We start from the raw sequence: 23792 nt of genomic DNA, 5'->3' as shown, positions 1-23792 counted from the left end.
GAGAGTCAATCGAATTTTGTGGTTTCCGTAACCTGCTAGCACACAATACTTTGTGTCGAATGTGATGCCAGCAAGAAGAACCCGTTGCGGTTCTGTTAAGAAAACCGGGGCTCGACACCTCGGCTAAGCGGCTTGTTCCTCAAGGAGATTGAATTCCTGCTACGCCGCACGCTAATCCTGGTCGTAATGAAGCCAGGTGACGTTGCTCTGGCTGATTTTTGCGACTACAAGCCCGTTTTACCGATTCCTTGCCCGGCTTCAGGCACGTGTCAAAAACTTCAAGCTGAAATCCCGCCATGCATCGCCAATCTCTCACGAACCTTTCGCTCCGATGGGGCAAAGCACACGCATTTGTCGTAATTGCCATCCTTTGTTTGACTTGGGTTGCTTATTCAGCCGTTGAAGCCAGCCGCCGTCCCGAGAGACACAGTTTACGGTTAGCGGCCGGCACCACAGTCGATCATCGCTATCAGATTGCCAAACACCTTGCGGCCGAAGCAAAAGAGGCCAAGGTCGACATTACGATCGTACCAATTAGTGGCTTGGAAGCCACGCTCACGGGCTTTGCGACTCGTCAGATCGACGCAGCAATCGTTTCTTTAGGGCTACAAGTTCGTGATGTTGACCATATTCAAATTTTGGCGGGATTAGACGTTGCACCATTGCATATTCTGGCGCGTCGCGAGCTTACCGCGACCAACAAATCGCTATCCGACATTTTCAAGAACCACCGCGTAAACATCGGACCACCAGGCACCAACGACCATGCGATGGGAATCGAAGTTCTAGACTTTTTGCAACTGTCACATGAATGCACTGCGATGAACTGGACCAAGGACGAATTGATGAGTCACGCCGAAGAAATTGTCCAGGCATCTTCAGAAAAACGACAAGAGCTAGCTAAAGAGCTTCCCGATGTTGCACTGCTCGTTGCTTCTCTCCCATCAAATGTAGTCCAGCGACTGCTCGACACGGGTTTGTACGAGATCGTTCCGTTTCCTTATGCGAATAACTTCCTTTTGTCAGATCCGAACGGTCCGACGGATAACATTAATCGCAATTTTGTCGAACAGACGAAAATTCCAGCCGCCATGTACGTGGGCTCCACCCCCATGCCCGCTGTCGAATGTCCGTCGATTGGACTACGTTCGTTACTCGTGGCTCATCGGGATGTCCCCGCCGAGACAGTGACAGGCGTTATGCAGACGGTTTTTGATTCGAGTTTTACTCACCGAATTGCACCACTCCCCCCGAATCGAATTGTCGATACGATTCGCCCGCATGATGCGGCTGAATCGTATTTGCAAAGACAAAAGCCCATGATCACCGGTGATTTATTCGAACGGTTTAGCGACGGCCTGAGTATCTTTGGTGCTTTTATCGCCGGGGTGCTCAGTTTCTACGGCTATCTGCGTCGTCGCAATGTTTGCAGCCCGGGCGAGTACCTCGAAGAGATTCGCCGCGTCGATGCGCTCGTTTTTGGCAATGAATCGGTTGACGACAATACGCTGAAATGTCCTGCTCTCCACGCTCAAGAACTCGATTCTCGCTTGGTGAAACTTAAGCAAAAACTCATTGAAGACTACTGCAATAATCGCGTTCAAGGGGAACTGGTCTTAATGACCATACTCTCGATGCTGTCTGACAGTCGCGCTCAAATACAGCGAGCCGCAACGCGTACTGAAGAATCTCCGAAATCCTACGTCGTTTCAGCAGAGGAACGTTCACGCGCAGCTTGATCGAGCAGTTGCAGCTCGCGAATACTATTGCAGTTGTAAGCTAACCAAATTCCCAACTGCCTTCTATCGCTGGACTGAGCGGTGACTTCAACACTTTAGCTTCCATGATGGCCGTTTCCCGCCGCGGCCTTGTCGTGCCCATTTCCGTTGTGATGGACCTTCTTTGCCAACCCCCGCGCCTCGGGGTCGGGCCAATTCTCCGGCCAACGCTTTACATACACGTCCATTTGAGGATAAGCCATCTCAAGCCCCGCCGCTTCAAACTTCCGGTTGATCACAGTATTAAGCTCGTGAATTGCCATCAGCCGTTTCTCCATATTCGGCAAGAAGCAGCGCAACGTGAAGTCGAGCGTGCTGGCGCCAAACCCATCAAACGTCGCCACCGGCTCGGGATCCTTGAGTATGAGCGGATGTTCGCCCGCTGCTTCTCGGAGTAATCGACAGGCGAGGTCCGTGTCTGATCCATAAGCAATACCAACCTTGATTTCGATTCGATTGGTCGTGTCGGAGAGCGTCCAGTTCAACAAGCGTTCGGTAATGAGATCCTTGTTGGGAACGATGTATTCCTTGCGGTCGGGATCAAGAATCGTCGTCGCTCGCATGCGAATCCGACTGACCACGCCGGTCTTGTCACCAAGCGTGACGATATCGCCCACGCGGATCGGCCGTTCAAACAGTAGGATGATGCCCGAAACAAAGTTGGCGAAAATCTCCTGCAAGCCAAAACCTAGGCCGACGCCCATCGCCGCGACCAACCATTGGATGCTTGTCCCGGTAAATCCTAGCGACGAATACGCCGTGCTAAGGCCAATGGCCACGAGCACATAGCGGCTGATGCTCGTAATCGCGTAACGCGAACCGCCATCAAGCGGCAACCGTTGCAGGATGGCAAATTCCATCAACGCCGGTAGGTTGCGCGTTGCGACGTAAGTCACGACCAGCACCAACAAAAAGCGAAACAACTGTCCCCACGTGAGTGCGTTTTCGACACCCGGTCGCGGGAAAATCGGTTCCTGGCCAAAGTACGCCAGCGCGGGCAACATCTCACCCCACACAAACCAAGCCGATACCAAACCCGCGGCAATCAAACCGGTAAGCACCAACTTCGAGGTTTGCTCGCCTAACGCGACAAGATCCACCGAGTCTTCCGCAATATCCGCAGCCTGCAAGGCCGGGGCCTCATCACTCGCTGTATTGGCTGCGGCAGCCGCGGCTACTTGAGCACGCTTCTGTTTCGCTTGCTCGCGTGCGAGTCGACGGCGATTCACCAAGATCCACCGCCGCGTTAATCCGCCCAGGATGAGCAAGACCAGTACCACCGCCGCTGTTTGCAAGAGTCGCAGTGTGAGCTGCTGGGCCGTATAGTAATAACCGGCGATCGCCAACAGCGCGAGCAGTGACGGCAAGGCCGTGACCACGGGGGCCCAAATGCGAAAGAATTGCGGCGAGTTGGTTTCGGAATGGTTCATCAGCAACTGCCGAAATGGACTTTGTTGCGAGAGCAACACGCGATACGCCGCGAACGATGTCAGACCCATCACCGCCACGAAGCACGCCCTTCCCAGCGACGAACTCCACAGCTTTTCAACGTTCTGTACTTCCAAGCCGGTGAGCCAGACCACCAACGGCAAGCAGGCCCAAATCAACCACCGCATGTGCCGCCGCACTTGCTGCAAACAGGATTGCGGCCAATTGAAATGGGCGTCAGCAAGTCCCTTCGTCCGGCACAAATGCCGCACGAGTTCTAACAGCAACAAACACAACGCCGTGAACTGAAGACTCACCGACAGCGAACGCACAAACTCCGACTCGTTGAGCGGACTATCCATCCACCAACCTAAAAAGCCAAGAATCACCGGCCACGGCAAGGCCATCAAAATGGTGATCCATGTTGCTTCGAGCGACGGCCAAAAATCGGTGCTGGTTCGTTTCTCGGCTTCGATCCCCACGACACGCAAACGATTTCGCAAGCGCCGGTGCATATACAATGAAAATCCCAACACCATGCCAAACAGCAAAACAGCCAACGGCGAACTTCCGGACTTCACCCACAACGCGTTGATCGCATCATGCCAATTTTGGCGATTGAACGTCCAATTCACCGCATCGATGGCGGGCTCCCAATCAGCCAGCCGCGGAAACGACGTACTGCGAATCCACAACACGTGCTCGGTGATGAAGTCGGCATATTCCTTGGCCGTGATCCGCAACTCATCTTGCGCGGCCGCGAGTTTCGTCAGCTGACGGGAATACGAGTCGTACGTCTCGATCGCTGAATCAAGGATTTGTAACTCCGCGGTCAGAAGTTCGCGCACTTCTTGCTCGGCGGCGGCTCGTTGATCGGCAGGAATTTTTTCGAGTATCTTCGCTACTCGCTCATCGACGTCCATGTCCTTGATCGTCGACCTGCGATCGATCAAATCGAAGGAAGAGTAAATGGCATCTTCTTTTTCGCGCTCTAAAAGAGCTATTCGCCGGCTGATCGCGCGGCGATCCGGCAACAGATCTTGTTGCTGACGCATCTGTTGACCGCTCGCTTCGGTCAATCCGGCGGCATTCACACGTTCTTTGCTCTGTGTAAACTCATTATCCCGTTTGTCACGCTCACGAACCACTTGAGCGAGTTCATCTGTCAGCGCCGTACTCTTGGCCGCGATCTCGGCTTGTTTTTCCGCCAATTGAGAGTTTTCTTGTGCAAGTTTGGCAATCGCTTCAGGACGCTCCACAGCAGCCATCCTCGCCGCCTCATTCGCCTGGGCTTCTGTTTCTGCGAGCCTGCGGGCGTCGATGGCCTCATGCAGCGCCGCAAGTTTTTTCTCTTCTTGCGCCAAATACTTAGCCCGATAGTCACGCCGAACCTGTACCAAATCTGGGCTCTTGGTGAAGTACTGTCGCTGGGCTTCCATTTCCTCAAGCGACATCTTCAGCGCGGCCGCGCGACTCTCCAGATAGTTGCGCTCCGCGTTAGCCAACACGTCGGTCGCATCCTTGGTTTCGACCTCTGCTAACTTAGCCTCAACTTTTTCCAAATCCTGTTGTCTTTCGACGACAAGTTGTGGCAATTCGGCCAAGCGCGTCTGTCGATCCTTGGGCTGTTTTTCCGACTTCGCGAGATTCTCACGCGCTAACTGTACGACCTGTTCTTGCCTGGCGAGTTCTTGTTCGAGCTCGACCAAATCGCCTGTGATAAGTGGAGGCGCTTCGTTGGCCAATTTCGATAAGTTTGCCTGAAATTCCGCAAGCTCTTTATCGTACTTATCCGAATTAGTTTTGTGGCGGAGCTTCTCGCTACGGAACTCTTCCAAACTCGCCAGCGAATCGAGCGCTTTCTGATAGAACTCTGCCGCCTTTTTGCGATCCTCTTCCGACAGCCCTGAGGAATCAAGCGTACTCAGTTTTTGGCGGATGTCCTCCTGAGACTGCTTCACTTTCTCCGGTGAAAAGGGCGCTTCCTCATCTTCATTGGGAGTGGGTGCCACCACTTCGGCGGGCGCCTCCGCAGAGGGAGTCTCCTGCTCTTGCGCCCCAAGGTGTGGGCTGCAGAGACATAAACATGCGATGGTCAACATCCATCGCGGCCAAAAGAAAAATCGCCGTTGCCAATGATCGCTAGACATGAACATCCGTTTTCCACCTCGCAAAACTCAAGCCAACTTTCCAAGCCAGCTCGTTCCATTGTCATGCGAATCGCTTCAGAACAAAACCCCAGGCCGACGCTGACTTCTTCAAAGACCATTTGGCAGCACAATCACCACGGTGAGCGATTTCCATCCGAAGATGCTAGCATCGTTTTTTGGCAAGAATTATCCCAGCAGTTGCGGATTTGTCCGCCAGATCACCACGTTGAGCACCGCGGCAAATGACACCCACGCGAGATAGGGAATCAACAAGGCTCCGGCCAGCGGTTTGATTCGCCAAAACGTAATGATCGTCCCCACGATCAATCCCCACAGCAGCACAATATCCACCGACGACCACAACCCTTGCTGCCAGCCGAAGAAGAGCCAACTCCAAAGTGCGTTCGCCGCCAGTTGCACCAGAAATAAAGTGAGCGCCAATTTCGCTCCCGCGAAACCGAGTTCGCGCCACACCAGCCACGCCGCGATTCCCATCAACAAGTACAGCACCGTCCACACAGGCCCAAAGACCCAGGCCGGCGGTGCCCACGCGGGGAGCGTCAAATCGCGATAAAAGTCCGGCGCATTCACAGACGCAGCGCCGCCAAGGCCCGCGGCAACAAACGAAATCGCGATCCAGCCGATCAAGCCTAATAAGTTTTTCATGGTAATATCCCCCTCCCGGTACCCCGGAGGGGCTAGGTGAGGGGCTTCAAAGATTTTTCAGAGAAAAAAAATTACACCTAGCGAATACCGCTCAAGGAACTTGCAAATCTTCTGCCAATTATGGCACAAGCCGCAATAGCTCGCCGAACTTCACCCATGGCTCGCAAAAATCTGCGTCAATCGCTCACGATGAGAGCTTTCCTGTGGCTCGCGCATCACGCCCCACCGACTTGCCTGCCAGATGTCGCCCGTGAGGCAATCCATCGCCGTTAACCACCCATACCTCCAACAAGCCGTGTCGATGCACATGGCAAAACCAAGATCGACAATCTCGCCTTCCTTCTGCTCAGTATGTCCCACAACCACCGGCTTGCGGCTCATGTGCGGGTGCATTTCGTTGGGATCGAGCAACGTCCAGCGCAAGTAATGTTTCGGTTGACGATCCATCGGCACGTCGGGCAGATAGTTCGCGTGAGTGAAGATGATGTCTTCTGTTTCATAATACGGAACACAACTTTCTAGCATCGCCCAATGCTCGGCCGGCACGTCGCTCAGCTTTCCCGGAAATTGATAAGATGTAAGTGTTGTCGCGCCCCCGCAACTGTCCCAAAAACGGTACGCCTCTTCGCTTTCCCGCGCGGCCAGCATCATTTCTTCGTGGTTGCCTTGGATCAAAACCACCTCACAGATCCCCTGCAACTCAGCAATCTTCTCCAGCACTTCCCGGCTGTTCCGTCCGTTATCGACCAAGTCGCCCAGAAACACGATGCGGTCTTGCGACGTGGGGGCAATCGCGTCGATCACCGTATCAAGCGCGTGAATACAGCCATGCACGTCGCCGATGGCAATGAGCCGCCCCGACGGATTGTCCATAAAGCTGCCTATTGGTCAGTGTGATTCGCCTTTGAAAAGTGTGCACAAGATAGCACGAGGCAAACCGAATTGCACGGGTGGAGATCGTAAAATACTCAACGCCGAGCACTCACCACAAAATACCGCTTACTCGGCGTGATCTCGACCTCACGCCACTCGGCTTCTAAGTACTCTTCGTACCAACGCGGGCTTTTCGTCACGAGCAACAACTGACCGCCCGGTTTCAAGCTCCGTCGTGCCGCATCGATAAATCGTTGACCAATCTCGAAGTCGGCATAGTAAGGAGGGTTCGCGAGCGCCAAATCAAACGTGCCTGGGTCGGCATATTCGCCTGAAGCGTTGAGTTCGGTTGTTACATTAACGAGCTCGTTGAGCTTGGCACCTACTAGCGTACATTCGACCGCCCGTGCATTACTGTCGACGGCATGCACCTGGGCACTTGGCTCGCGTGCGGCGACAGCGAGGGCCACCGTGCCTGCTCCGCAGCCGATATCCAAGACGCGCATCCCGGGTTGAATTGTTGCGGCCTCGAACAAATGCCGCGCGCCGGGGTCGACGTGGCGATGCGAAAACACGCCGGGACGGCTAACGGCTTTGATCAAGCGTTCGCCATCGCGAAATACAAATTCCGCACGAAAGTCCTTTAGCTTCTTGAGCGGCTCCTGCTTGGTCGTCACGTAAACAACCGCATCAGCCAACGCATGTTTGGTCACCTTTTTGAACAACGCGCCCAATTGCTCACGCAACCACTCATCTTTCGGATTATCGACCGCGGCAACCAGCTTGCCGCCAATTCGCAAGCGTTCCGTAGCCGTCTGCAGCAGCTCGCGGGTGAGCTCCGCCTCGCCACGCATCGAGAACGGCAGCACCGAGAGATCGTATTCCTGCGCTGGAAAGTCCGGCTCGCAAATAAAGCAGAGATTCGCTGCGTGTTCGTCCCCGGCTGCCAAGCGTTGCTGATGTTGATCAATAAACCAACAAACAACCTGAGCTTGCGAACGCTCGACGGCCAATTCACGCGCAGCCTGCGCGCGACCAACACTGATACATAGAATTCGCTCGCCAGCAAACGTGCGAGCGATTTCGAGAGCACGTTGCTCGGCCGGTCGTGGAGGAAGAGGTGAATTCAATTTCCTGCCTCACTTCGCCGCAACAAGTTCTTCGGCAGAGATTCCAATGTCTCGTGCAATCTTCCTCACCAATATGGGCGAGATGTCTTGACCTTGATGGAATGGAACCGTCGTACATCTTCCATCGGAGTGACGAAATTGTTTGTGCGAACCTCTTTGACGCACTTCCACAAACCCAAGAAACTCTAGCCGGGCCACAACTTCGCGCGGCTTGAGTACTGGCAGGGTCGACACTACGCACCCACTTCCAAGGTTTGAATACCAACAAACTCAGATTCAAGTGTTGGTGCCCCGTCTTCCAACAACATCTCCACCACCTCGATTAAATTGGCGTGCAATTCGTCGAGAGTCAGTGCTTGAGAGTGAGCGCCAGGAAAGCCAGGAACGTAACCCACATAAAGTTGGGTATCGGGGCAATGTTCGATGACGGCTGTGAACTTTTGCATAAAAAAGCCATGTGAAAAACGCCTTGGGGCTACTTTCTCGATTATCGACCAAGAACTTGCTCGGTCAACAATCGAATCGACCACTTAGGAATCATCACAGGCCATCTATGAGCGTCGGTAAAGCCTAGCCCGTGATCTTGCCGATCTTGACCCGCGTCAGCACCGAGCGATGGCCCGTCTTGCGGCGTGAATTCTTGCGGCGGCGGAATTTCTGCACCACCAACTTTTCGCCCTTGTCAGCGCCGATCACTTCGGCGGCTACGCTTGCGCCGGCCACGGTGGGGGCACCCAACTTCAAGTCGCCCGTGCCGGTCGAGATCGCCAGCACCTTATCGAACGTGAGCTTTTCACCGGCCGGCAAATCACGGAAGTCGATGGTAAGTTCCTGACCTTCTTCGACTTTGAATTGTCGTCCACCATCCAAGATGATTGCGTACATGGCAAATAACTCACTACTTAAGAATTGCAACAAAAACGATGAATGCTGGCGGAACGGCAGTCCCTGCAAGGGCCCAGATGAATCGCCAAACTCCACAATTTACCGGAGCCCGCCCGCCCTGTCGAGGGGGCAATTGGACGGCCCTAAAGTGCATTTTCTCGTTAAAACACCTGGAGTTTTCATCATTCCCTGCTGTATTCGCCGCTACACTGGCACCACGGAGCAAAATTATGAATATCCACCCGGGCGACCTGAGTGATCCGCAGGTCATCGATCTCCTTCATTTCCATCTCTCAAGTGCGAGGGAGCAAACCGCGCCGGGCAGCGCTCATGCCTTGGACATGAGTGGCTTGCAGTCGCCGGAGATCGAGTTTTGGACCCTCTGGGACGAGGAACTCCTCGTTGGCTTTGGCGCCCTCAAAACACTCACGCCGGATCATGGCGAGGTGAAATCGATGCACGTGGTCACTACCAAGCGTGGCACTGGCGCGGGGAGTGCCCTGCTCCGCCACATCATCGCCGCGGCTCGCGAGAAAGGCATGACTCGACTCAGCCTGGAAACAGGCTCGTGGGAATATTTCAAACCCGCGCGATCACTTTATCGAAAGCACGGCTTTATCGAGTGTGAGCCATTCGCCGACTATCGACTCGATCCGAACAGTGTTTTCATGACGCTGGATTTGAAGAGCCTTGAATGAAACTGCGAAACAGAATTTCGTTAATCATCGAAACAAGATCAAACTAGGCGCGATCTTTGTAACCTCAGAACAATGCTATTCGCCATCGTTGTGAAGAACCATTGAACGAAAAGTCGCGGGTTCGAGATCCGGTGTGAGCCACTGAATCGAACCATCGACCATCGCTGCGCCGAACCCCCGCGGATCGAGCGTGCCGAGTTGTGCTAACGGATTTTCCAGGTCCATTTCCACAGCTGTAGGCTTCGTCCAAGGGGTTGCCATTTCGGAGCCTCCTTCCACGAAAAGAACAGTTTGGCCGGCGCGGTTCCGTAGGGATTGATAGGTGACTCGGTTTCTTCGACTCACCCCTGGCCTTGGATTAGGATCCATTTCGAACACTGCCCCCTGATTCGAGAAAACTTGGATGCGTGTCGTGTGACCCTCGGCATCATCTTCGTGACGATAAATCGATGGCATATCATCCAGCAAAGCAAGATTGTCTGGATGGTCCCACTTCTTCTTCATGTCGTATTTGGAGAAGAGATTTTTTTGCTCGAGATAAGGCAATAACAAAACTCGCCAACTCACGGGTGGGCGTCCCGAATGCGTGCTGTCAGGCACTTGCTCAGACCAGGCAGGTGGAAAGCCTTTGCGGGCTTCCTGATAGTCGTGCATCGCCATCGCCAACGTTCTTAATCGCGACATCGTTTCGTGCCTGCGATCGGCATTCGCCTCGCCTTTGGCGGTAGCACTCGAATAGCGGCGGTAAAGTCCATGGCCATCGACAACCTCACCTCCCCGCGGCGTAACCAGCGCCGACACAGTATCACCGGCAACCCCTTCTGGCAGCACCAGCGGCGATCCATCCACCAAAACTCCTCGAAACAGACCATTCAGAGTGCCTAGATCGGTCTTAGGTAATTCTTTGTCGAACTCGATGTCGTCCGGTTGTGTCCAAGGCACCGTGCTGTCCGCATAAACCGCCAACAGTGTATTCGCCGTGCCGTCACGACAACTCGCAAACGATGAGGCTGACTGCATCGGAAACATCGTCCCGTCGCCAGTAAATACTTTGAAGTGGGTCACGTATTTTTCGTCTTCGAAAACGCGAAAGACTTCAGGCATTGCGTCGAGTAATGCGCGATTGTGGGGGCTGTCCCAAGGCTCTTGGAGATGGAACATGTCGTAAAGAGGTTTCTGCTCCAGAAAGGGCAGAATCTGGACCCGCCACGACAGTAGCACTGGTTTCTGGCCTCGTCGTGGTGCACGCGACGGAAAAGCCCGATGCGTGTCGTGGTAATTGAGTAGCGCAAGTGAAATGACTTTCAACTTCTTTTCGACCGATTCAACCAGTTCTGGGTCGACCGTCGGCAAGGAAGGTTCAGCAACCTGCTGCGAGGGGGCCGCCGCGACTTGCTCCGTAGGCTCTGTAATCTGCTGTGAACTCTCCGGTTCTGTATGTTTCACAGCTGGAGTACTCTCGGAACTTCCTAGTTCACTGGGCGATGGCGGAAGGGCCTTTGTTGCAGGCTCGAGATAATAAGAACCTGCGATCAAAACAAGGAGACCAAGTGCAGATCCGAGACCGGCTCCGATGGCGATCACCCAGACACGCGAACTATTTGTCTTAGCCATTAAACGAAACTCATTATAAAATTAGAAATTTTATCCCGGCTCATCGGTCGAACACGCTACCGAACTGGATAGTAGGGGTCTTCCCATCGCTAGCGTCGATCGCCTCGTACCATTCATTTGACGAGGCATCGGAGGGAACGGTCCGCACGGCACCATTGGCAAGGCCGACCAAGTGCCGATCGCCAAAGAGTGTAAGCTTCCGCGCAGGACTGCTCGTGACTCGCACGAGTAAATCTTTCGGTTGAGTCCAAGCGACTCCATGTTTTGCATCTGCTTTTGTGATCAGCACGACCGAGTCAAGCGGTTCCTTAACCTGGTTGGCCGCCATTGGTCGCTCCTTGGCAAACAACGATGAATCGCACGTGAGAGCTAGCAAATCGCTGGCCCCCTGAGCTCCTTCGCTGGAAGAATCGCCAAAGACTGCAGGCATCATCTTTATCAATCTGCGGTTATGCTTGCTGTCCCACGGCTCATTTAAGCGAAACAAACTGAGTATCTCTCCCGCTCCCAGATCTTCCAGCAGCAGCACGCGCCAACTCAATTGGGGCTTTCCTTGTTCATCTACCAAATAGGCGGGGGGGAAGGCACCCGTGCGACCCACGTGCTTATGAATGGCCCTAAGGAGTATGCGCATTCGGATTGCCGCCAAGCTGACACCTGAGGGATCTTCGCCTTTCTCTTGGAGGAACTTCTGATCGGCGTCGGAAAATCTCTCCAACGGAACTGTCACATCACCACCACGCTTTAAAGATAGAACGACATCGTCTGCAAAAGCACTCTTGAGCGAAGCCTCCGTCGTACGTCCTTTGCGGTCCGTCCAGGTGCGAACTCGTGTCAGGCTTGATTTCCGAAAATCCGCGATCTCAGCAGCCAACAGTTCTTGCAGGGGTTGCGCCGCCTTGGCCCAAGCTGCCTCGTATTCGCTTGGATCAAGTTCCTTATGTCTATGGTTTCTGCGAAAAGAGTTGGAATAATCCAACGCTAGGGCGAGATCCAATTCTCTTTGCTTGGCCTTGTCGACGGGTGCATCTTCACGGGGGTTATCTCTTGTTGACGAGCGTGCCAACGAAGTTCGTGGGTCACCGCCAATTTTTTTCAGCACATCGACAGTTGATAATTCCAGGAGAAATACGTGCTGCAACTCTGCCGACAGAAGCTCCTTGTCCTTGACCTCGACATGGGCGTTAATCGCAATCGGAACTCCCCGTGGATTGCGTCCGACAATTTGCTTGAATTGAGGTGTGACCGCATCGACGTACGCGAGCATTTGTTGCTCCGGATCAGAAGCCGTTTTTTCGTCAAAACGCGGCCAAGTCGAGTTCCCGACGCTGCGTAAGACGTTCTCATAGAGCTCCCTACCACCAAACTTCGCAATAACCTTACCCCCGGGGGGCAGATTGATCCGTTCGCCGCCAATCGTGAATGTGGCGTCAAAAGGCGGGGTTCCATCCAATATTTTGTATTCAACTGCGACTGCGCGCGTTGGATTAAGCAGCAATTCTGACTGCAACGGCGCAATCCGGAACGGAGCCGCTTGCGGTTTTGGAATTAATGCCTTCGCAGAAAAGTCGTACAGCTTTCCATTGGCGCACGCCAGGCCCTTGTCGCCCGCCAGTTGCATCGCTACTGCAGTAGTGTTCTGCAACGAACTTCTCGCAAGCACGTAGGCTCCAATTTGCTTACCGTCTTTAAGCCGATGAACTGTGATCGTTGATTCAGAATTGCCATCTCTGCTAGTTTGCCCTAACAGACAAAAAGCCACTGGAGCATTGTTCGAAACGGCAAGGACGCTCTGATCTCGCCCCGATAAAATTTGACGATTCAAAAAAGTGTTCACGCTCTGATTCGAAACTTGACGTCCCCAGGTAAATAACTTGCGGGACTCGTGGTACTGTACGCCTGGAGTAGCGCCTAGCTGGGCAAACGACGGCGGACCGAGTAACAATTGTGGCTTACGGAATTCTTCGTCCCAGAGAACGCCGTCCCAGACCCAACCCCTGTCGGTTAGGCCATCCTCATGCGACCCTGATTGACCTTGATTTGCCACCGGTACCGGCAATTCTTGAAATCCTGGAAGCTCAAATCGACTATTGCCCGCCAGCAAATAACGACCGCCCACAACGGTAAGGGGAATATTCGAACTACCGTTTGATCTAGCGTCAGTACTGCTGACAAGAGTTAGATCCTTTGGCAGCAGTTGCAGCAACTCGAGCGGTGCAGCCTCGCCATTTGAGGACTTGGACCGAGTGATCACATAAACATTCTCGCCCTCGATGGCTGCCGCTTGAATGCCTTGTTCGATCGTTCGTTGAGCCGTCACCTCGCGTTTTGCCAAGTCCACAACCGCCAGTTCGGTCAAAAGCTCGTTTCGATTTCTACCCTTATCGTCGGGAACGTTGCCCCAAACCACGGCCATCGAACCATCGTTGGACAACGACACATTGTGAGCGGCAAAAGGAGTCTCGATCGATTCGCGTCGGACGTCGATGGCAAACTTCTTGACCAGCAGCGCGTCACCATGCGAGCGCTCGATCACCACTTCGTGTCGGCCCACGTGCTCCTCTCGGGGTTGCCACGTAAGCAGATCTTCTGTGAGTTCCATTCCGGGCGGGTGTGTCACGAGTTTGGTCTTTGATTGGTGATCGTCATACACCTGCATAGGTACCGAAACACTCGAACCCGGCAATACAACTTGGGGAACGTGCAAATCAAACGCAAGCGTGCGCTGCTCCGGAAGATCCAATGCGCTAAGCGGCAGGGTAATAAGCCGATCTTCGGCAGACATCACGATACGCTCGCGTTGAGCATCAGCAAAGAAACGAAAGCGATAAGTGGGATCACGTTGCAGAAATGTATAGTACGTTGAATGGTCGTCGTTCGGGAGTTCCGACAAAAAACCACGGGGCAGGGGTACTTTCACGAGTGAGCCGAAAGCATTTGTTGAGGACACGTCCAGCGAATCGTTCTTGATGAGTCCAGGGCCATAGACATACTCGAATGCAAATACCCAAGGCTTGCCTGGAAAGAAAAAATTCGTGTTCAAATGGTTAGCAGCCTGCACGATCTCCAAATGTGCGAATGAAAGATTCAAGCATTTCCCATAGCATTGATGCGGGTCGACCGAAAGTCCGTCTATCCTGGCGTTATCGCCGTAGTCGAGTAAGTCCAGCTCAATGGGCGCCATTCCACTGGATTTCGAAGCCGTCGATCGCGGGCCTTCGAGGATCCTCCACGCGTCAAAATCAGCTGATCGTGAGTTTGTAGGATTTCGGGCGCCATACAAGAGATCGCCGTAAGCAGAGATGACATAGGAACTTCCAATAAGCTTGATGCGACCGTCATCTCGCAACTCACCTATGTGAAAACGGCGGATCTGCTCGGGCCCGTCTTTTTCGAGTCGGCATGTGTAATACACAAAGGGATCGTTCTCGTTGCGACTTGTCTGCATTCGATAGACGATGGGACCCGGCGCTACGACCGTTCCGACAAGCTTCCCGTCGCGCGCGTCGTGAATCTTGATTTGATTAGTGTCTTCGCCGCTGACGATAAATAGAGATTTTCCTTGGTACTTCTTGGCAATGACATGATAAGGTTTGCGCACAGTCTCAATCTCAGATACCAATTCGACTCGCTCGTCAATTTTAAGTATCAACGCCTTATGCCCCTCCGGCTTTAGGGCCATCATATGCCCCGTGCCCTCATCGTATGCCGCGTGTTTTACCGAAAAGGGGAACCGATAAATATTCATTCCAGGCAGCGTTCCGGCTTCGGCAACAAGAGTTTGAACCACGGAGTTAGGCCCTTCAGGGAACTCAACTGCGGTAGATTGAGCATTAGGTGGAGCCACATCGGCGGTACTCGTCGGCTCGGCTGTGGGTGCCGCGGCTTGCGAATCTAGGTCTGGTTGTGCTTCTTCAACCACAGGCTCCGGCGTGGAACCTTCGGGTTCAAATTGTGCGACCTCGGTAACTGCGCGACCTTCGGATTCCAGCTCATCCGATTGCCAGAGAAGAAAAGGGTTCCGATGACTATAACGAGCAGAAACGCGATTGCGGCTGCGACTCCACCTACCTTAATTGTTGAAAAACTTCCCTGTCGTTGATCAATTCTGGCGTTAATTGTCATTGAAATTCTTAACGTACGTATGATGGGATTGGAAAACTTGACGAGCAATATCCTATTGGGCGAGTAGCAGTCCATTCTAATGCAGTCATGATGTGGGGAAATCAGTTTATGCCCCACTCATTTGAGATTTCCAATTTTCGTTCGGGGCGGTTGTTTTGCTTCAAGGCTGCGATTTGCCCCCCCAAAAACGGCCCTAAGAGGAGCGTCCTGAACTACTTGCACACTTATTTAAGAAATCGTGAAAGGGCAAGTTGGGGATACTTTACTGTCGAGGCCGGACAAGCAAATGTCTGATGGCTCTAGGTATTAAACGGACCTAGACCATGGAAATATTTATTTCTGGAAGCAAGTGTCTGCAATCAACATTCCTCGATTTCAAAGACCTGAAGGCACGGGCAATTTTTTGGATCTTTCGAGAAGGCGAGTCCTTGCATAGCTTGAAGCGGCGCTCGTTTAAGGGCTTTCTCGATTTAAATGGAAACGGCAGTGATCAAGATCGCGGCGAGATTCATCATGAATAAGAAAAGTGCTAGTTCTCTCGATAATTTTTGACACTGATCTTTTGGCGCGGTATTTACCTTGCTCTGAATTTCTCTCTTCAGCAATGCCAGAACATGAGGTGTTCTCCTCAAGAGTTTTGCGGTCTTCGGAAGCTAGCCTAGTCTTTACTCGATCTTACAACGCCAGCTCAACCACGGCGTTGTTCAGAAATGGGCAGGCTAAGAAGGAGTCCAGCAATTACGAACTCACGACAAATAGCTTGGATTGGAAGCGGCATTGCAGGCGTGTTTCTTGTCGCCAACGCGATTGTCTCTTTGCAGAGCGCTCGGCAATTAATACGCAGCGACATGGTTGTGGATCAGGCCTATCAGCAATTGCATGCGGTGGATAGCGTACTCTTAACACTCACGGATGCCGAGACCGGGCAACGTGGCTTCGTGATCACTGGCGACGTTGGATACCTAGAGCCTTATGAGTCAGCGTGTAAAAGAGCAGATCAAACGTTGGAGATTTTAGCGCAGCACTGCAGAGGAAATATAGCGCAGCAGGATCTCATTCACGACTTACGAGATCTCGTTGAAAGAAAACTGGAACATCTTTCACAGGTAGTTTCCGCGCGTCGGGGCATTCCACTGAGTCAGGAACGTCTTGCTGTTCAGAACAAAGGCAAGATTTTGATGGATGAGATTCGGAATTTAATCCGACGGATTTCAGATAACGCTCAGATTCAGTTGGCTCAAGCTACAAATGCATTGGAAATTAATACCTTCCGTTTGAAAACGGCCATACTTCTTGGAATGGCGACGGGCATCATCCTTGTGATTGGAACCGCGTATGCCATGGAACGTCATCACCGCACTCGCAGCCTAGCAGAAGCAGCCCTTTTCGAATCAAATCGATTATCTCAATCGACTCTGGATGCATTGCGATCACATATTGCGATTCTGGACGAGACAGGGATGATCATTGCGACAAACCGAGCCTGGCGGAACTACGCGGAAGCCAACGGCGCCGGCCCTGCCCTCCTGAGCAATGTCAATTATCTTGAGGTTTGTGATCGATCCGCAAAATTGGGCTCAAGTGATGCTGCCACCGTAGCCGCCCGTATCCGTGCAATTCTGGACGGCAGAGAATCCGAATTTGAGTTTGAATACCCATGCAAATCGAAGACAGAGTCAAGGTGGTTCCAAATCCGCGTGTCGCGGTTCACGGGACCTGGCAATATCCGCTTGGTTGTATCGCACGAGAACATCACAGCTATCAAGGTTTCTCAACAAGAAACTGCGAGGGCATTCGCAAGTTTACGCGAATCGCATCAGGCTCTTAAGGCTAGTGAGCAACAATATCGTGCGTTGGCCGAAGCGATGCCGCAAATGGTCTGGTCGACTTTGCCTTGTGGTACTGTCGATTACTTTAATCAACGCTGGATTGAATATACAGATTGCGACACGAATCCAGATTTAGTCGACGGTTGGCTAGAAATCTTGCATCCTGACGATCGAGAAAAAGCGAAACAATGTTGGCACGCAGCACTCAAAACAGGTGATCTATACAGCGTTGAATATCGTGTCCGCCGAGCAAGCGACGGTAGTTATCGCTGGCATCTAGCGCGCGGCGTGCCAATGCGAGGCCCCGATGGCCGGATTACAAAGTGGTACGGAACGACAACCGACATCGACGATCAACGCCGCATGAATGAGGAACTCGAAGCAGCCAAGGATGCAGCCGACGCTGCGAACCGTGCCAAAAGTGAGTTTTTGGCGAATATGAGTCATGAGATCCGCACCCCCATGAATGGAGTCCTCGGGATGACCGAGCTGTTGCTCGACACGGAGCTGAGTGACGAGCAACGTGAGTCGCTTAAGTTGGTCAAGTTGTCAGCAGAGTCATTGATGACGATCATTAACGATATCCTCGACTATTCCAAGATTGAGGCCGGGCATATGGAACTCGACCCCGTAGAGTTTGAGCTTCCTGACCTGCTGCAAGACACACTCAAGCCGCTCGCACATCGAGCACATTGCAAAGGGCTTGAAGTGACATGTGACATCAGCGCCGATGTTCCCAGATACGTTGTGGGGGATCCGAATCGACTACGCCAAGTGATCATCAATTTGGTGGGAAACGCCATTAAGTTTACGGATTCCGGTGAAGTCATCTTGCAGGCAAGCATGGTGAGTCAGAGTGAAGAGGATTGCGAAATCGCATTTGCCGTGATTGATACGGGCATTGGCATCGCAAGGGAAAAGCAGATTGCGATTTTCGATCCGTTCGAGCAAGCCGATACATCGACGACTCGTAAATATGGTGGAACCGGTCTCGGGCTGTCGATTTCATCAAAACTCGTCGCCCTCATGGGCGGAAAGCTCGCTGTCAGTAGCAAGATTGGACTTGGGAGCAAGTTCTTCTTTCAAGCACGGTTTGCTCAAGCTCGCTTGTTAAAATCGCCAGCTTTGGATGCCGATCTCACTAAGCTTGCCGGGATTGCCGTGTTGATTGTTGACGACAATGCAACCAATCTCCGTGTACTGGACGAAATGCTTAGGCAATGTCGGGCCGTGCCCAGAACGGCCACCTCAGGGCCAGAGGCGCTTGAAGAATTCAACCGAAAGCTAGCGGCGGGCGAGCCCTACCAACTTGTGCTTGTCGATGCCGTGATGCCTGAAATGGACGGCTTTACGCTGGTAGAACAATTGTGTTTGAATTCTTCGACCACACCACCCGCCATTATGATGCTTACTTCAGCTGACCGGCAAGGTGATGCGGCACGATGTCGGGCATTGGGGATAGCCTCCTATTTGATCAAGCCGATCAAAGCCGCCGATCTCTATCATGCAATTAGTAATTGCATGGACGGTCGTACTTCCTTCGGAAATATCCCCACGACAACAAAAGTAAACGCACAGGACTCCTTAACTAAACTGGAGATTACACCAACTTTTAAAATTTTACTGGCAGAAGATAATCCCGTGAACCAACTTGTCGCTGTCGGCATACTCGAAAATCATGGCCACCAAGTAACCGTCGCCAATGACGGCAACGAAGCAATCAGTGCGTACTTGAGCGATTATTTCGATCTTGTGCTCATGGACGTGCAAATGCCAGTTTTGGATGGGCTGGAAGCCACAGTGAAAATTCGGGACTTGGAGATAACCATAGGCAAGCATACGCCGATTATCGCCATGACGTCACACGCCTACAAAGGGGACCAGCAAAGGTGCTTCGATGCTGGAATGGACGCCTATCTATCGAAGCCAATCGTGATACCTGAATTGCTAGAAACTATCGGTCGGCTGGCAGGGTCGTCTCAACCGGTTTCACAACTTCAGAATCAGGCAAAGTCGAAAGGAGATGCCGATTCTGAAATAAGAGAGCCAATCAGCGACCAATTATCCACGGTTGATTTTGAAGGCCTCTATTTGCGAGTTGAACACGACTTGCAACTTCTGGATGAACTCATCGAACTCTTCTTAGAGACCTCGCCACAAATGTTTTTAGAGATCGAGGCGGCTGTGGCACGACGTGACCGGCAAGCAATTGAGCGAGGCACCCATGCGCTCAAGGGAGCAATGCTCAACATTGGTGCCGAGTCTGCCGCAGGGGTTGCTGATCTACTGGAACAGGGTAGCCGAGAGGAGTCATTTGAACAGTTAAACGACTCTCTCGTCTGCCTTAAAAGTGAGATGGACCGACTAGTGAACGCACTTTCTTCACATCAAGTGAGTAAACAACAATGAAAGTTTTGATTGCTGATGATGATCCCATTCTGCGGCGGCTGCTTGAATCAACGCTGAATTTCTGGGGCTATCAGGTGGCTGTTGCGTCAGACGGTACTGAAGCTTCAAGGGAGCTATTTTCGGATGATCCTCCACAGATTGCAATCTTGGACTGGTCGATGCCCGGCAAGGATGGCATGCAGCTGTGTCGCGAGATTCGACAAAAAAACTCCGAGCCATACATCTACATTATATTGCTCACGGGCAAGAGTGCGCCGGATGAAATTATTGGGGGATTGGAAGCAGGCGCAGACGATTACCTCACCAAGCCCTTTGATTCGGCAGAGCTTAAAGTGCGCTTGCACGCAGGCGAGCGCATCGTTCAACTGCAAGAGGAGTTGATAAGATCTCGTGAAGTGTTGCGCGAACAGGCGACTCGGGATCATCTTACTAAGCTCCTCAACCGAGCTTCCATCTTAAATGTTTTGGACGGCGAACTAAGCCGCGCAAAGCGAGAACACAAGTCTCTTGGGATAGCGATTGCCGACATCGACCACTTCAAACTTATTAACGATACGTATGGGCATCCTACCGGTGATCGAGTGCTGCGGGGAATCGCCTCAGCATTACTCGAGACGACTCGCGATTACGACTCTGTGGGGCGCTATGGCGGAGAGGAATTTCTTGTTGTTATGCCTGGATGCAACCTTAGTGAGTCTCTCCAATGTGCGGAGCGTTTGCGTGATGGTGTAGCTCGCCTGATTGTTGAATCACCTCTATCTACGATTCGTACCACGCTTAGTATTGGAGTTGCAGAGGTGCGGGCCGAAAACTATATCGACGCGCCAGAACTGATAAGTCTCGCAGATGCCGCACTCTATCAGGCGAAGGGTAACGGGCGAAACCGAGTCGAGGTTTTGGATGTTATTTCTTCCTCCTAGCCAACTGAACAATCAATGAAAGAACGACCGACTCCGAAGATGCTTTAGGTCACGAACGCGGCCTGTTGCAGGCAGCAGCGATACTCTATTTGACGGCGCTCTTGGCAGGCTCGATCTGCGGTCGGTCGCTTTTCCCCGGTATGAGTTACGCCTGAGCGCAATCTGCTGAGGTTGATGCTCGGAATTTTTGATTGAAGACATGAGTTTTGACACACCGTTGTCCGAAGACTTTTCGCCAGAACGACATACGGAGACGAGTGCCGAAATACGAACGGTTCAAAAGACGCCCATCTTCTAATATGTCTCTTAAATCCGCATTCACCTGCGTTCTCTAAGTCGAACAAAAGTAACTGCGCACAGGCAACTCGCAGTCACCTGTACGCAGTGTCGTTTTTCAATTTTAGTGTGAAGTCGAGCTAAACCAAACGCCGCTTGAACGCGAATGCCAAGCCGATCACGAGTAGTCCCAGAGAACTTGGCTCGGGCACTACGGTGATTGTCGCGCTAAAGATGAGTCCGCTGACTCCGATACCCCCATCGCGCTGATAAAAATACAAATAGTTCTGCCCGGGGGCCACGTTCGCCGTAATATCCACAATATGCGTCGTGGGGACTCCATAGTTGAAGTCGGCAGGTGTCAGAGTCGACAGACCGCTGGGAACACCGTTCACGTAGAGACCATCGGGGTTTGGTCCTCCACCGAGAGCATCACCGAGCCAATCGTCGACACCACCTTCCACGACCAACGTTGCGTTAGAGAAGGTGGCCGAGTTGATGAAAAAGGGGACGGCATAAAGTGCGGATCCTGCGGGAATGCCATAACCACTCGAGGGATCGTATTCAAAATTGATCCAGCGAGCGAGCGGATCACTCAGCGGCGCGACTGCTCCTCCCATCCAAACTGACAAAGGAGTGATCACTCTTGCGCTGGGACCAGCATTGGTGGCGGCATAGTCTGCCGGTGTAAATGGAGTTCCTAAAACAGGCAATCCACCAGGATTTCCCCACGGGTCGAAATTCACGATATCATCGAGTGAACCTGGGGCACCGGGAACACCACCCGATTGACCGCTACGAACAGTGATGACTTCAACTGCCGAACTGAAGCTCGGCATTAGGCAGGACCACAGCAATCCTGCAAAGAGGCAAAAGAAAGACACAGACAGATTTTTTTTCATTAGACAAACCGCTCAGGAGTGTAGTGAAGCTTCATACACGAAGCCGAAAAGTCCCAGATGGGTTGAACTTGAAACCGATCCAGGCCGACAAGTGTTACAATCTTAACATCGTGCCTCCCCGTGTCTGTAGCGATTGGGGACTACTTGACGTTTTTCGGCGTGCTGTCCAGCTGCGGCGCTTCGCTAGCTGTAAAAGGGACCGGGAGGGTTGTCTTCCAGCTTCAAATGCTAGAAAGGCCTAGACATTCGCCCTGGGGAACCGCATTTCCATTCTTTGATCCACTCAAAAGTTGCGTCCCATGACCACAGGTGGTGAACAATACACTACCCATTGCAATATCTGATCAGACGTTTTACGGGAGTCTTGGATATCACTTTTTTAAAACGCTGCTGGAATCTCTTCAACTCGGCTTCTCACAACGAGCCTTTTGGCCGTGTGGATCGTGGAACGAGAACAGAAACTCCTCAGAATATCGCTTCCACTTGTTCCCCACTTGTTCTCTCGTCGGGTTCCGCTTGCCCGTAGCTTGTCCGACCACCTTCGCGAGATTGCAACTTGTTGCGACACATTGCACCTTTGAGAATAGGCACAGATATCGTGGAGAAGGACATCGCAGAAGCTAACAGCTATTCTCGAAACAACTTAAGAAAGTGCTCCCTGTTGGAATCGAACCAACAACCTACTGATTAAGAGAAACAGAGCCTTATATGAAATTCCTCGAAAACTAGTGTCTTCTACTTCCAAGAATAGCGATTCTGTCCAAGAATTTCCACCCCATTCCCGACTTGAAACCTGACCATGTAGGCTTTTGATCGCGGAGATCAGTCGCGGGCTAATGGTCGCCTAACCAATGTTCAACAAACGGCCGGTTTCTGGAGTGTCTCGCCGTTTGGCGGGAGCGTCGAGTTGTTGACGCTTTTCCACATGCCACGTCGCTGATAACTTAGCTAACGCGCTTGGCGTCCTTTACTTCAGCTCGCCGAATGCAAGAACAGCATTACCGAAAAATGTCACGCAAGACCGCAAGTTTGTGCCCGCTCAGGCCAGAATTATCGCGTGGAATCAAGTCGAAGTGTCAAACAGTGAGATTACTCAGCCAATGGCTGTGCGTTATGGTTGGGCAAATAATCCCGTTTGCAATTTAAAGAATCGCGCGGGCTTGCCCGCCTCACCCTTTCGTACCGATGACTGGCCTGGGATCACGATGAAATCTTATTAATTCGTTTGCAACTTTGGAATACAATGCGAATTCACGCTACTCCAGAATAGCAAGTGCCTGATCGACCGTTGCGTCCTCATGCAGCAAAGCAAGCATAACCTTCGTGATTTTTTTGGGGCTTTGGTGTTGGATGACATTCCGACCATAAACGAGGCCGGAGATACCTTGTCCGCGCAGCGCGAGGGTGCGCTCGATTATTTCCCGATCGGAAACTTTTCCACCACCACGAACCAAGACGGGAATTCCCCCTGCCCCTTCGACTACTCGGTGATATTCCAACGGGTCGTCCGTAGGGTCGGCTTTGATGATATTCGCACCGAGTTCGACGGCTTGCCTTACCAGATGAAGAATCTTGGTAAGATCGCCGTCGACCATGTATCCACCCGCTTCGCTGTTGGGACGAAACGCGAGCGGTTCGACCATCATCGGCATTGCATACTGGTCGCACTCCCGTTTAAGCCGCATGATATTTTGAACGCATTGTTGATGAACATCGGGTGCGCCTGGGACCTGAAACAGATTCACGCACACGCAAGCGGCATCTTGCTGTACGGCTTGGATGGCTGCTTCCTCGAGCATCAAGCTGAAACGCGCGTCGGGCAAGCTCCGACCGTAGATGTTGGCCGTGTCGACCCGCAAGACGAGCGATGGCTTGTTCGCGGCCCGTAAAGATTGTAAGTGGCGAGTTTGTCCCACGGTGAGCTGAATCGCATCGGGGCCAGCAGCAACGAGTGTTTTCACCGTGGCCTCAATGCTTTCGATGCCATTGAGAAAACCCGGTTCATTAAAAAAGCCGTGGTCGACCGCCACGTTGAAGCAGCGATTAGACTTTGGATTGAACAAACGGTTAAGGCGGTATTGCTTCATAATGGGGGTTGTTGATTTCGTT

The 23792-nt window shown here is 52.4% G+C and carries 16 protein-coding genes; 5 read left to right on the top strand and 11 right to left on the bottom strand.

What is annotated here, in order from left to right:
• The first annotated feature begins 296 nt into the window (after positions 1-296).
• Positions 297-1739, top strand: coding sequence for a TAXI family TRAP transporter solute-binding subunit (locus tag AC6T8Q_RS19575; protein WP_500680683.1), 1443 nt, complete (start codon positions 297-299; stop codon positions 1737-1739).
• Between the two features lie 95 nt (positions 1740-1834).
• Here AC6T8Q_RS19575 and AC6T8Q_RS19570 read toward each other — a convergent pair whose 3' ends face one another.
• The 7 genes from AC6T8Q_RS19570 to rplU all read right to left on the bottom strand — a co-directional run bounded on the left by AC6T8Q_RS19570 (position 1835) and on the right by rplU (position 8910).
• A complete protein-coding gene (locus AC6T8Q_RS19570) occupies positions 1835-5356 on the bottom strand; it encodes a mechanosensitive ion channel domain-containing protein (RefSeq protein WP_500680682.1) in 3522 nt (1173 codons plus the stop codon).
• A gap of 186 nt (positions 5357-5542) precedes the next feature.
• Entirely contained in the window at positions 5543-6022 is a 480-nt protein-coding gene (locus AC6T8Q_RS19565; protein ID WP_500680681.1) for a TspO/MBR family protein, read from the bottom strand.
• A gap of 150 nt (positions 6023-6172) precedes the next feature.
• Positions 6173-6895: a metallophosphoesterase family protein gene (locus AC6T8Q_RS19560; protein ID WP_500680680.1), complete on the bottom strand. Its 723-nt coding sequence runs from the start codon at positions 6893-6895 to the stop codon at positions 6173-6175.
• 95 nt (positions 6896-6990) lie between these two features.
• Positions 6991-8025, bottom strand: coding sequence for a class I SAM-dependent methyltransferase (locus AC6T8Q_RS19555; protein ID WP_500680679.1), 1035 nt, complete (start codon positions 8023-8025; stop codon positions 6991-6993).
• 9 nt (positions 8026-8034) lie between these two features.
• Positions 8035-8223: a type II toxin-antitoxin system HicA family toxin gene (locus tag AC6T8Q_RS19550; protein ID WP_500681014.1), complete on the bottom strand. Its 189-nt coding sequence runs from the start codon at positions 8221-8223 to the stop codon at positions 8035-8037.
• Between the two features lie 35 nt (positions 8224-8258).
• Entirely contained in the window at positions 8259-8471 is a 213-nt protein-coding gene (locus tag AC6T8Q_RS19545; protein ID WP_500680678.1) for a type II toxin-antitoxin system HicB family antitoxin, read from the bottom strand.
• A gap of 124 nt (positions 8472-8595) precedes the next feature.
• Complete coding sequence (gene rplU / locus AC6T8Q_RS19540) at positions 8596-8910, bottom strand: 50S ribosomal protein L21 (protein ID WP_496921074.1); 315 nt, start codon at positions 8908-8910, stop codon at positions 8596-8598.
• A gap of 230 nt (positions 8911-9140) precedes the next feature.
• Between rplU and AC6T8Q_RS19535 the strand changes: the two genes are divergently transcribed.
• Positions 9141-9608 (top strand): GNAT family N-acetyltransferase, encoded by a 468-nt coding sequence (locus AC6T8Q_RS19535; protein WP_500680677.1) that lies wholly within the window; start codon positions 9141-9143, stop codon positions 9606-9608.
• Between the two features lie 75 nt (positions 9609-9683).
• On the opposite strand, the gene AC6T8Q_RS19530 is transcribed toward AC6T8Q_RS19535, so the two are convergent.
• Both AC6T8Q_RS19530 and AC6T8Q_RS19525 read right to left on the bottom strand, forming a co-directional pair.
• Entirely contained in the window at positions 9684-11222 is a 1539-nt protein-coding gene (locus AC6T8Q_RS19530) for a DUF1559 family PulG-like putative transporter (RefSeq protein WP_500680676.1), read from the bottom strand.
• Between the two features lie 40 nt (positions 11223-11262).
• Positions 11263-15012: a hypothetical protein gene (locus AC6T8Q_RS19525; RefSeq protein WP_500680675.1), complete on the bottom strand. Its 3750-nt coding sequence runs from the start codon at positions 15010-15012 to the stop codon at positions 11263-11265.
• 658 nt (positions 15013-15670) lie between these two features.
• Here AC6T8Q_RS19525 and AC6T8Q_RS19520 point away from each other — a divergent pair.
• From AC6T8Q_RS19520 to AC6T8Q_RS19510, 3 genes are all read left to right on the top strand, one after another.
• Positions 15671-15868 carry a hypothetical protein gene (locus AC6T8Q_RS19520; protein WP_500680674.1) on the top strand — a complete coding sequence of 66 codons (198 nt, stop codon included), beginning with the start codon at positions 15671-15673 and terminating at the stop codon, positions 15866-15868.
• 264 nt (positions 15869-16132) lie between these two features.
• Positions 16133-19585, top strand: coding sequence for a response regulator (locus AC6T8Q_RS19515; RefSeq protein WP_500680673.1), 3453 nt, complete (start codon positions 16133-16135; stop codon positions 19583-19585).
• Entirely contained in the window at positions 19582-20505 is a 924-nt protein-coding gene (locus tag AC6T8Q_RS19510) for a GGDEF domain-containing response regulator (protein ID WP_500680672.1), read from the top strand. The genes AC6T8Q_RS19515 and AC6T8Q_RS19510 overlap by 4 nt, the downstream gene beginning before the upstream one ends.
• 416 nt (positions 20506-20921) lie before the next feature.
• Here AC6T8Q_RS19510 and AC6T8Q_RS19505 read toward each other — a convergent pair whose 3' ends face one another.
• Positions 20922-21620, bottom strand: a complete 699-nt coding sequence (locus tag AC6T8Q_RS19505; RefSeq protein ID WP_500680671.1) for a PEP-CTERM sorting domain-containing protein — start codon at positions 21618-21620, stop codon at positions 20922-20924.
• 1319 nt (positions 21621-22939) lie between these two features.
• Entirely contained in the window at positions 22940-23770 is an 831-nt protein-coding gene (locus AC6T8Q_RS19500; RefSeq protein WP_500680670.1) for a class I fructose-bisphosphate aldolase, read from the bottom strand.
• Positions 23771-23792 lie beyond the last annotated feature (22 nt).

The sequence above is a fragment of the Bythopirellula sp. genome, from assembly GCF_041737835.1.
GTDB lineage: Bacteria > Planctomycetota > Planctomycetia > Pirellulales > Lacipirellulaceae > Bythopirellula.
Note: the sequence above shows the minus strand (reverse complement) of the source record. Positions and strands in the feature narration are given on the sequence as shown.

Bases quoted from the DNA above. Each gene is read 5' to 3' on its own strand.
- AC6T8Q_RS19575 (WP_500680683.1), top strand. From the start codon at position 297: ATGCATCGCCAATCTCTCACGAACCTTTCGCTCCGATGGGGCAAAGCA.
- AC6T8Q_RS19570 (WP_500680682.1), bottom strand. From the start codon at position 5,356: ATGTCTAGCGATCATTGGCAACGGCGATTTTTCTTTTGGCCGCGATGG.
- AC6T8Q_RS19565 (WP_500680681.1), bottom strand. From the start codon at position 6,022: ATGAAAAACTTATTAGGCTTGATCGGCTGGATCGCGATTTCGTTTGTT.
- AC6T8Q_RS19560 (WP_500680680.1), bottom strand. From the start codon at position 6,895: ATGGACAATCCGTCGGGGCGGCTCATTGCCATCGGCGACGTGCATGGC.
- AC6T8Q_RS19545 (WP_500680678.1), bottom strand. From the start codon at position 8,471: ATGCAAAAGTTCACAGCCGTCATCGAACATTGCCCCGATACCCAACTT.
- rplU (WP_496921074.1), bottom strand. From the start codon at position 8,910: ATGTACGCAATCATCTTGGATGGTGGACGACAATTCAAAGTCGAAGAA.
- AC6T8Q_RS19535 (WP_500680677.1), top strand. From the start codon at position 9,141: ATGAATATCCACCCGGGCGACCTGAGTGATCCGCAGGTCATCGATCTC.
- AC6T8Q_RS19530 (WP_500680676.1), bottom strand. From the start codon at position 11,222: ATGGCTAAGACAAATAGTTCGCGTGTCTGGGTGATCGCCATCGGAGCC.
- AC6T8Q_RS19520 (WP_500680674.1), top strand. From the start codon at position 15,671: ATGGAAATATTTATTTCTGGAAGCAAGTGTCTGCAATCAACATTCCTC.
- AC6T8Q_RS19510 (WP_500680672.1), top strand. From the start codon at position 19,582: ATGAAAGTTTTGATTGCTGATGATGATCCCATTCTGCGGCGGCTGCTT.
- AC6T8Q_RS19505 (WP_500680671.1), bottom strand. From the start codon at position 21,620: ATGCCGAGCTTCAGTTCGGCAGTTGAAGTCATCACTGTTCGTAGCGGT.
- AC6T8Q_RS19500 (WP_500680670.1), bottom strand. From the start codon at position 23,770: ATGAAGCAATACCGCCTTAACCGTTTGTTCAATCCAAAGTCTAATCGC.